The 7,869-nt window shown below is 70.3% G+C and carries 6 protein-coding genes; 4 read left to right on the plus strand and 2 right to left on the minus strand.

Annotated features, from left to right (window positions below; translation table 11 throughout):
• The first annotated feature begins 142 nt into the window (after positions 1-142).
• Both IEY89_RS32240 and IEY89_RS32245 read left to right on the plus strand, forming a co-directional pair.
• Complete coding sequence (locus tag IEY89_RS32240; RefSeq protein WP_189151062.1) at positions 143-3,175, plus strand: glycoside hydrolase family 3 protein; 3,033 nt, start codon at positions 143-145, stop codon at positions 3,173-3,175.
• A 92-nt stretch (positions 3,176-3,267) separates the two neighbouring features.
• Positions 3,268-4,626, plus strand: a complete 1,359-nt coding sequence (locus tag IEY89_RS32245; protein WP_189151063.1) for a hypothetical protein — start codon at positions 3,268-3,270, stop codon at positions 4,624-4,626.
• A 239-nt stretch (positions 4,627-4,865) separates the two neighbouring features.
• Here the strand turns inward: IEY89_RS32245 and IEY89_RS32250 are convergent, their stop codons facing one another.
• Positions 4,866-5,651: a S1 family peptidase gene (locus IEY89_RS32250; RefSeq protein ID WP_189151064.1), complete on the minus strand. Its 786-nt coding sequence runs from the start codon at positions 5,649-5,651 to the stop codon at positions 4,866-4,868.
• Positions 5,652-5,963: 312 nt separating this feature from the next.
• Between IEY89_RS32250 and IEY89_RS32255 the strand changes: the two genes are divergently transcribed.
• The gene (locus IEY89_RS32255) at positions 5,964-6,524 is read left to right on the plus strand and encodes a YdeI/OmpD-associated family protein (protein WP_229695526.1); all 561 of its coding nucleotides are present in this window, start codon (positions 5,964-5,966) and stop codon (positions 6,522-6,524) included.
• Between the two features lie 145 nt (positions 6,525-6,669).
• Here the strand turns inward: IEY89_RS32255 and IEY89_RS32260 are convergent, their stop codons facing one another.
• Positions 6,670-7,287: a YceI family protein gene (locus IEY89_RS32260; RefSeq protein ID WP_189151066.1), complete on the minus strand. Its 618-nt coding sequence runs from the start codon at positions 7,285-7,287 to the stop codon at positions 6,670-6,672.
• A gap of 321 nt (positions 7,288-7,608) precedes the next feature.
• Here IEY89_RS32260 and IEY89_RS32265 point away from each other — a divergent pair.
• Positions 7,609-7,869, plus strand: a 261-nt coding sequence (locus IEY89_RS32265; RefSeq protein WP_308437468.1) for a carboxyl transferase domain-containing protein, incomplete at its 3' end; no start/stop codon positions are given.

Genomic DNA, 7,869 nt, shown 5'->3' on the forward strand with positions numbered 1-7,869 from the left:
GGCAAAGTGGGCGAGGCCTGTTCGGCACCTTGACGGTCCTCTGGGGCACTTGTTGACTCGCGGCGTGTTCCCAGCCGTGAGTTCACCCGAGGTGTTCAAGTGGACTCAAGGACTCAAGGACTCCAGAGCCGAGGGAAGGTCCATGCGACGAACCGCCCTGCTCGTCTGCGCCACTTTGCTGACCGGGCTGCTGCCCCTGGCCGCCGCGGGCACGGCGGCCGGGGCGGACGACCCCGCCCCCACTCCCGTCCCGGTGGACCGCTTCGAGGGCGAGGTCCCCTTCGCCTCCCCGCCCGCCGACGGCATCTTCACCTGGGGCGGCGACGCCGACGACCCGCCCCGACTCGCCCTCACCGAACGGTCGGACGCCCCCGAGGGCGCCAAGGTCCTCACCGGCACCTACGACATCAGCGGCTACGGCGGCTTCACCCACGACTTCGCCTTCGCCGAGCCCGCCCACGACTGGTCGGCGAGCAAGGGCATCCGCTTCTGGTGGGAGGGCCGGAACAACGGCGGGAAGGTCGGCTTCGAGCTGAAGGACGGCGGCGCCAACGGCGAGGCCTCCGAACTCTGGACGACCTCCTTCACCGACGACTTCACCGGCTGGAAGCGGATCGAGATCCCCTTCACCGACTTCGCGTACCGCACGGACTACCAGCCGGTCGGCGGGATCGACCAGATCCTCGGCCTCACCGAGATCTGGGGGTACGCCCTCACGCTTCCCGTCGGGATCAGCGACCGGTTCGCCATGGACGGCGTCGAACTGTACGGCAGGGCGGATCAGTCGCTGCGCGCGTCGGTCACCACCGACTCCGCCGTGTACCCGGTGAAGGAGGGCGGCACGGCGACGGTCGGCGTCACTCTCGGCACGACCGGTTCCGCCCCGCTCACCGACCCCGTGACGGTCACCTACGAGACGACGACCGGCGGTACGGCATCGGACGGCGCCGACTACACGCCCGTCCGCGGCGAGCTCACCTTCCCCGCGGGTACGGCCTCCGGCACCTCCCGCACGATCCAGGTCCCCACCCGCAAGGACAGGGCGGCGGAGTCGGCGGAGACCGTCCCCCTCAAGCTCACGGTCACCGGAGCCAGGGCCCCGGCCGAGACCCCGCAGATCGTCATCGACGCACACGGACTCCCGTATCTGAACGGCAAGTTGCCGGTGAAGCAGCGCGTCGCCGACCTCCTCTCCCGGATGAGCCTGGCGGAGAAGGCCGGCCAGATGACCCAGGCCGAGCGCGGCGCACTCGCGGCGACGCCCGGCGACATCGCCTCGTACGACCTCGGCTCGCTGCTCTCCGGCGGCGGTTCGACGCCCACGCCCAACACCCCGGCGGCCTGGGCGAAGATGATCGACGGCTTCCAACTCCGGGCACAGGCAACGCGGTTCCAGATCCCGTTGATCTACGGGGTGGACGCGGTGCACGGCCACAACAACCTCGTCGGCGCCACGATCCTGCCGCACAACATCGGTATCGGGGCCGCCCGGGACCCCCAACTCGCCTATGGGGCAGGGAAGGTGACGGCGGCCGAGGTCCGGGCCACCGGTATTCCCTGGGACTTCGCGCCCTGTCTCTGCGTCGCCCGGGACGAACGCTGGGGACGGACGTACGAGTCGTTCGGCGAGGACCCGGCCCTCGTCGAGTCGATGGAGACGGTGATCCAGGGCCTCCAAGGGCGCCCGAACGGCACGGAGTTGAAGAGGAACGACAAGGTCCTCGCCACCGCCAAGCACTTCGTCGGCGACGGCGGCACCACGTACGGCTCCTCCACCACCGGCTCGTACACCATCGACCAGGGCGTCACCGAGGTCACCCGCAAGCAACTGGAGTCGGTCCACCTCGCCCCGTACCAGGACGCCGTCGACCGGGGCGTCGGCTCGGTCATGCCGTCCTACTCCTCCCTCGACATCGCGGGGGACGGCCAGGGGCCGGTGAAGATGCACGCTCGTGCCGACATGATCAACGGCGTCCTGAAGGGCCGTATGGGCTTCGACGGCTTCGTCATCAGCGACTGGCAGGCCATCGACCAGATCCCCGGCGACTACGCCTCCGACGTCCGAACGTCCGTCAACGCGGGCCTCGACATGATCATGGTCCCGTACGCCTACCAGGACTTCCGCACCACCCTCGTCGCCGAGGTGAACGCCGGCCGGATCAACGGCAAGCGGATCGACGACGCCGTCTCCCGCATCCTCACCCAGAAGTTCAGGCTCGGCCTCTTCGAGCGCCCGTACGCCGACACGAGCGGCGCTGCGGACATCGGCTCGGCCGAACACCGGGCAGTGGCACGGGAGGTGGCGGCCAAGTCGCAGGTGCTGCTGAAGAACTCACAGGGCCTGTTGCCGCTGAAAAAGTCCCAGAAGGTGTACGTCGCCGGGTCCAACGCCGATGACATCGGCAACCAGACCGGCGGCTGGACCGTCACCTGGCAGGGCTCCTCCGGCGACATCACCGAGGGCACGACCGTCCTGGAGGGCATGCGGAGGACCGGGGCCGACCTCACCTACTCCAAGGACGCCTCGGCCCCCACCGGCGGATACGACGTGGGTGTGGTCGTGGTCGGCGAGACCCCGTACGCCGAGGGCATGGGCGACGTCGGCAACGGCAACGACCTGGCGCTGAGCGACGCCGACAAGGCAGCGGTCGACAGGGTGTGCGCCGCGATGAAGTGCGCGGTACTGGTGGTCGCCGGACGCCCCCAGCTCATCGGCGACCGGCTCGGGGACATCGACGCCCTCATCGCCTCCTGGCTGCCGGGCACCGAGGGCGACGGCGTCGCCGACGTGCTCTACGGCAGGCGCGGGTTCAGTGGCCAACTCCCGCTCACCTGGCCGAAGTCGGAGGCCCAGCTGCCGATCAACGTGGGCGACACGACGTACGACCCGCAGTTCCCGTACGGCTGGGGCCTGACCACGAGGGCCAAGATCCCGGAGGGCGGCGAAAAGACCCTGAAGGCGCTGACGGCCGCGGCGGCCGTGGCCGAGCGGGCGCACGACGGGAAGGCGGGACGCGCCCTCGTCACCCAGGCGCGGCTGATCGTCCAGCAGAGGATCGGGCAGGACATCACGTCGGCCGCCGCCAAGCCCTTCGCCGACGCCGACCATCTGCTGCTGACCGGGCGGTACGGCGCGGCCCTGGAGAAGCTGAGGGCCGCGTACCGGGCGGCCTGAGCGATGGGGGACCGGTCCTGGTGGGGAGGAGGCAGTGGGACCTCACCGGGACCGGTCTCCGTTTCTCCCCCGACTCAGGTAGCTTCGAAGACATGAAGGCCGTACCGGTCCGACCTCTCGTACGCCTGCTGCTGGTGCCTCTCGTCGCGACACTCGCGGTACTCGCGATGCTGACGGCCGCCGCGCCCGGCGCGCACGCGGCCACCGACCTCTCGAAGATCGCCGAGGCGCTGCGAGCGAGCCCGGTGTACGTGGACCCGGCCGCCTCCGACCTGCTGTCCTCGTCCGACGCGGACGCGCTCGCCGCCAGGATCGAGGAGGCCGACAAACCGGTGTTCGTGGCCGTCCTTCCGGCCGACCACCCGTCCGCGAACCTGTTCACGAACCTTCGTACCGAGACAGGCATCACGGGTCTGTACGCCGTCCGCCTCGGCGACCGGTTCGACGCACGGGCCGACGGCGGTGTGCTCAGCCGGCCGGCGGTCCGCAACCTCGTGACCGCGGTGCGGAGCGAGGGCGATACGAAGGCCCAGCTCAACGACTTCGTCGACGCTGCGCTGCGTGGCACCGTCGGCGGTTCGGCGCCGGCCACCTGGAGCGGCTCGGATGGTGGCGACGACGGTGGGGTGAACACGGGGGCGCTGATCGCAGTCGGCGCGGTGCTGGCGGCGGGCGGTGGCGGCGCGTACGCGCTGGTCCGGCGCAACCGGGCGCGGCACGAGGCGGAGCGGCGGGCCGCGCTCGCCAAGCTGACGGTCGTCGTCGACGAGGACATCACCGCGTTCGGCGAGGAGCTCGACCGGCTCGACTTCCACCCCGCCGAGTCGGGCGCCGACGACGCGATGCGCGCGGACTACGAACGGGCGCTGGACGCGTACGAGAAGGCGAAGTCGCTGATGGCCGCCACCCGGCGACCGGAGGAGGTGCGCGCGGTGACGCAGGCGCTGGAGGACGGCCGGTTCTCGCTCACGCGACTGGCCGCGCGCCGCGAGGGCCGCCCGCTGCCCGACCGCCGTGGCCCCTGCTTCTTCGATCCGCGCCACGGCCCCTCGGTCGCCGACGCGACCTGGAGGCCGACCGGCGGTTCTCCCCGCGAGGTCCCGGTCTGCGCCGCCGACCGGGCCCGTCTGGCCGACGGCCACGACCCGGCGGTCCGCGAGGTGGAGACCGCCTCGGGGCCCCGCCCCTACTGGGACGCGGGCCCGGCGTACGGTCCCTGGGCGGGCGGCTACTTCGGCGGCGGCATCCTCCCCGGCCTCCTCGTCGGCACGATGCTCGGCGGCATGATGGCCACCCCGTCCTACGCGGCCGACTACGGCGGCGGATACGGCGACTTCCGGGACCCCGGCGGCTACGAGGGCGGCGACACGTCCGGCGCCGACTTCGACCCCGGGGACTTCGGGGGAGGCGGCGACTTCGGAGGGGGCGGCGACTTCGGCGGGGGCTTCTGAGCAAGCGACGAGGGGAAAATTCAGCCCCTCCGGCGTTTGAGGAGCGGGGGTTCGGGGGCAGCGCCCCCGATGGGGGTCCCCCCTCCGGGGGAGGGACGGGTAGGGGCGGCGGGGGGCGACTCACCCTGACAACGCAGGCCCCCGCAAACGCACGGATAGGGGTACGGGAACGGGCACTGGCCCGGCGCTGGAGAGCGCCGGGCCAGCGGACGTCGTACTGAGGGTGCTGCTCAGGCGCGTCAGAGAGTCGACGCCGCCGAGGCGATGGCCGAGGCGAAGGTCGAGACCTCGCTGTAGACGCCGGGGGCGTTCGCACGGGCGCAGCCGTCGCCCCAGCTCACGATGCCGACCTGGATGTAGGCACCGGCGTTGTCCTTGCGGAACATCGGGCCGCCGGAGTCGCCCTGGCAGGTGTCGACGCCGCCCGACGCGAAGCCGGCGCAGATCTCCTCGCCGGCGACGAGGCCGCTGTAGTAGCCGCCGTACGCCTTGCAGGTGGCGTCGCTGATGAACGGCACCGTGGCCTTGAGCATGTAGCGCTGCTGAGCGCCGCCCTCGCGGGCCGAACCCCAGCCGGCGACGGTGAAGTCACCGGTGTTGTACTGCGTGGTGGTGGCGATCTTAAGCGTCGGCAGGTTGATCGGCTGGGCGAGCTTGATCAGCGCCCAGTCCTTGCCGGTGCCGTTGTAGCCGGGGGCCTGGAGCACCCGGGTGGACCTGACCTGGACCCGGCCGGAGGTGGACTGGAGGTCCACGACACCGGCGGTGGCCGTGATGCTCGTGTTGGCGCCCGAACCGCTCACACAGTGCGCGGCGGTGAGCACGATCTGCTGCGTGTACAGCGCGCCGCCACAGCCCATGGAGAGTCGGACCATGAAGGGGAACTCGCCCTGCGCGGCACGGGTTCCACCGACGACGGGTGCCGGAGCGGCCTGCGCGGAGGAGAGGGGCTGCAGGCTGATGATCGCGAGCGCGGCTGCGCCGGCGGCTGCGGCTCTCTTCAGCGCGGTGATGAGCTTCTTCAACGTGATGCCTTCCGTGGGGGGGGTTGGACATACGCAGGAATGTCAGGCCCATGCCAAATCAACAGAAAGAACTCGCGCTTTTGCTGGCATGAGCTGGTCAAAATCTGTTGAAGGATTATGTGAACGCTGTGAGCACCCCCACAAGGGGCGAAATCCAGCCGCGCCAATCGAGCCACAGGTGGATGACAGGAGGGCTATAGGACAGGACTTGTCCTATAGCCCTCCTACCGTCTCCATATGACCACGCCAACGACCACCCCACCCGAGAACGCACCTGACCAGCCCGCAGACGCCCTCGACGGCATACCGGTCATGCCCTTCGCCGACGCGCCCGCCCTCGACGCCTGGCTCGTCGCCCACTCGGCACCGCGGACCGCCGGTCTCTGGGTGAAGGTCACGAAGAAGGGCTCGGAGCCGTCCTCCGTCACCGCCGCCGAGGTCAATGACATGGCCCTCTGTCACGGGTGGATCACCGGGCAGCGCAAGAGCCTCGACGCCTCGTACTTCCTCCAGAAGATCACCCCGCGCCGGCGGGGCAGCCAGTGGTCGATGGTCAACGTGCGCAGGGTGCCGGAGCTGGCGGCGGCCGGGCTGATGCGGCCCGGCGGCTTCGCGGAGGTCGACACGGCCAAGGCGGACGGCCGATGGGAGGCGGCTTACGAGTCCCAGCGCAACGCCTCGGTGCCGGACGACCTCCTCGCCGCGCTGGAGCGCGAGCCTCGCGCCGGGGCGGCCTTCGAGGCACTCGGCAGGACGGGGCGGTACCAGGTCGTCCTGCCGTTGCTCAAGGCCCGTACACCGGACACCCGGGGCGCACGCCTCGCGGCAGCCGTCGCCGGCCTGGCGCAAGGGGCCCCGAGTCCGCGAGCCTGAGCGGGCGACCCCGACCCTGCGAGCCTGAGCGGGAGGCGGCGCCCCGATACACGTCCGCCCGCCTGGTCGGGGAGTGACCGGGCGGGCGGTTCGTCTCCGCTCCGTGGGCGCCGACGTCGCGGCACCCGGAGCGGCACGCGTCGTGTCACGCGTTCCTGATGGCCGAGATGTCGAAGTTCAGCTTGATCTTGTCCGACACCAGCACCCCGCCCGTCTCCAGCGCCGCGTTCCAGGTCAGGCCCCAGTCCGAGCGCAGGATCTCCGCCTTGCCCTCGAACCCCACGCGCTCGTTGCCGAACGGGTCCTTCGCCGTGCCGTTGAACTCCAGGTCGATGGAGATCGGCCTGGAGGTGCCGAGGATCTCCAGGTCGCCGGTGATGCGGTAGTCGTCGCCGCCCAGGGACTCCGCCTTGGTGGAGCGGAACGTCATCGTCGGGAACTCGTCCGTGCGGAAGAAGTCCGCGCTCTTCAGGTGGCCGTCCCGGTCGGCGGAACCCGTCTCGATGCTGTTCATCGTGATGTCGAGGGAGGCCGTCGAGTTGGCGGGGTCGGTTCCGTCGAGGTGCAGGGCGCCCTCGAACTCCTGGAAGCTGCCCTTGACGTTCGTCACCATGGCGTGCCGGGCGACGAAGCCGATCGTCGTGTGCGACGGGTCGATCGTGTAGTCGCCGGTGAGGGCGGCGAGCTCGGGGGCCACCGCGGTCGCCACGGACGAGGTGGCGGCGTCGCTGTCGGCGGTGGTCCTGCGGCCGAAGATGCTCATGACGTGACTCCTTGGGGACGGGGTACCGAAGTCGTTGAAGCTTGAATCACTTCAACAGGAGTCACCGTAGTTCCATTCCGTTCAAATTTCAACTTTATCTCTGGAGTGATCGTGTTGTTACTCCAGGTGTCGTACTCCCGCCCGGCGTGACAGGGCTCTCACCGCGACGACTTTGTGAGACCTCTACAACGCGCATGCCCTCTGAGCAGTCGGGTCGGCTGCATGCCGACATCGTTCTGTTCAGGGGTACCAGGAAAACGCGCCGGAGACTGTACGGAGTCGACGGCCCGGTTTTCTCGCCCGGCTTCGTATGGTCGCTACATGACCGTTTTGGATGAGGCGCAGGGTGAGTCCACGGGCGAGCCGACGGGGGAGCCGACGGACGCACGCGGGCGCGTGGCCGAGCTGCACCAGATCCGTGCGCAGGCTCTGGCCGGGCCCAGCGAGAAGGCCACCGAGGCGCAGCACGCCAAGGGCAAGCTGACCGCCCGGGAGCGCATCGAGCTACTCCTCGACCCGGACTCCTTCAACGAGGTCGAGCAGTTGCGCCGGCATCGCGCGACCGGCTTCGGCCTGGAGGCC

This window comes from Streptomyces lacrimifluminis (genome assembly GCF_014646095.1).
Classification (GTDB): domain Bacteria; phylum Actinomycetota; class Actinomycetes; order Streptomycetales; family Streptomycetaceae; genus Streptomyces; species Streptomyces lacrimifluminis.

What these genes read in the sequence shown, in the direction of transcription:
- IEY89_RS32240 (WP_189151062.1), top strand. Translation starts at nt 143, where the DNA reads ATGCGACGAACCGCCCTGCTCGTCTGCGCCACTTTGCTGACCGGGCTG.
- IEY89_RS32245 (WP_189151063.1), top strand. Translation starts at nt 3,268, where the DNA reads ATGAAGGCCGTACCGGTCCGACCTCTCGTACGCCTGCTGCTGGTGCCT.
- IEY89_RS32255 (WP_229695526.1), top strand. Translation starts at nt 5,964, where the DNA reads ATGCCCTTCGCCGACGCGCCCGCCCTCGACGCCTGGCTCGTCGCCCAC.
- IEY89_RS32260 (WP_189151066.1), bottom strand. Translation starts at nt 7,287, where the DNA reads ATGAGCATCTTCGGCCGCAGGACCACCGCCGACAGCGACGCCGCCACC.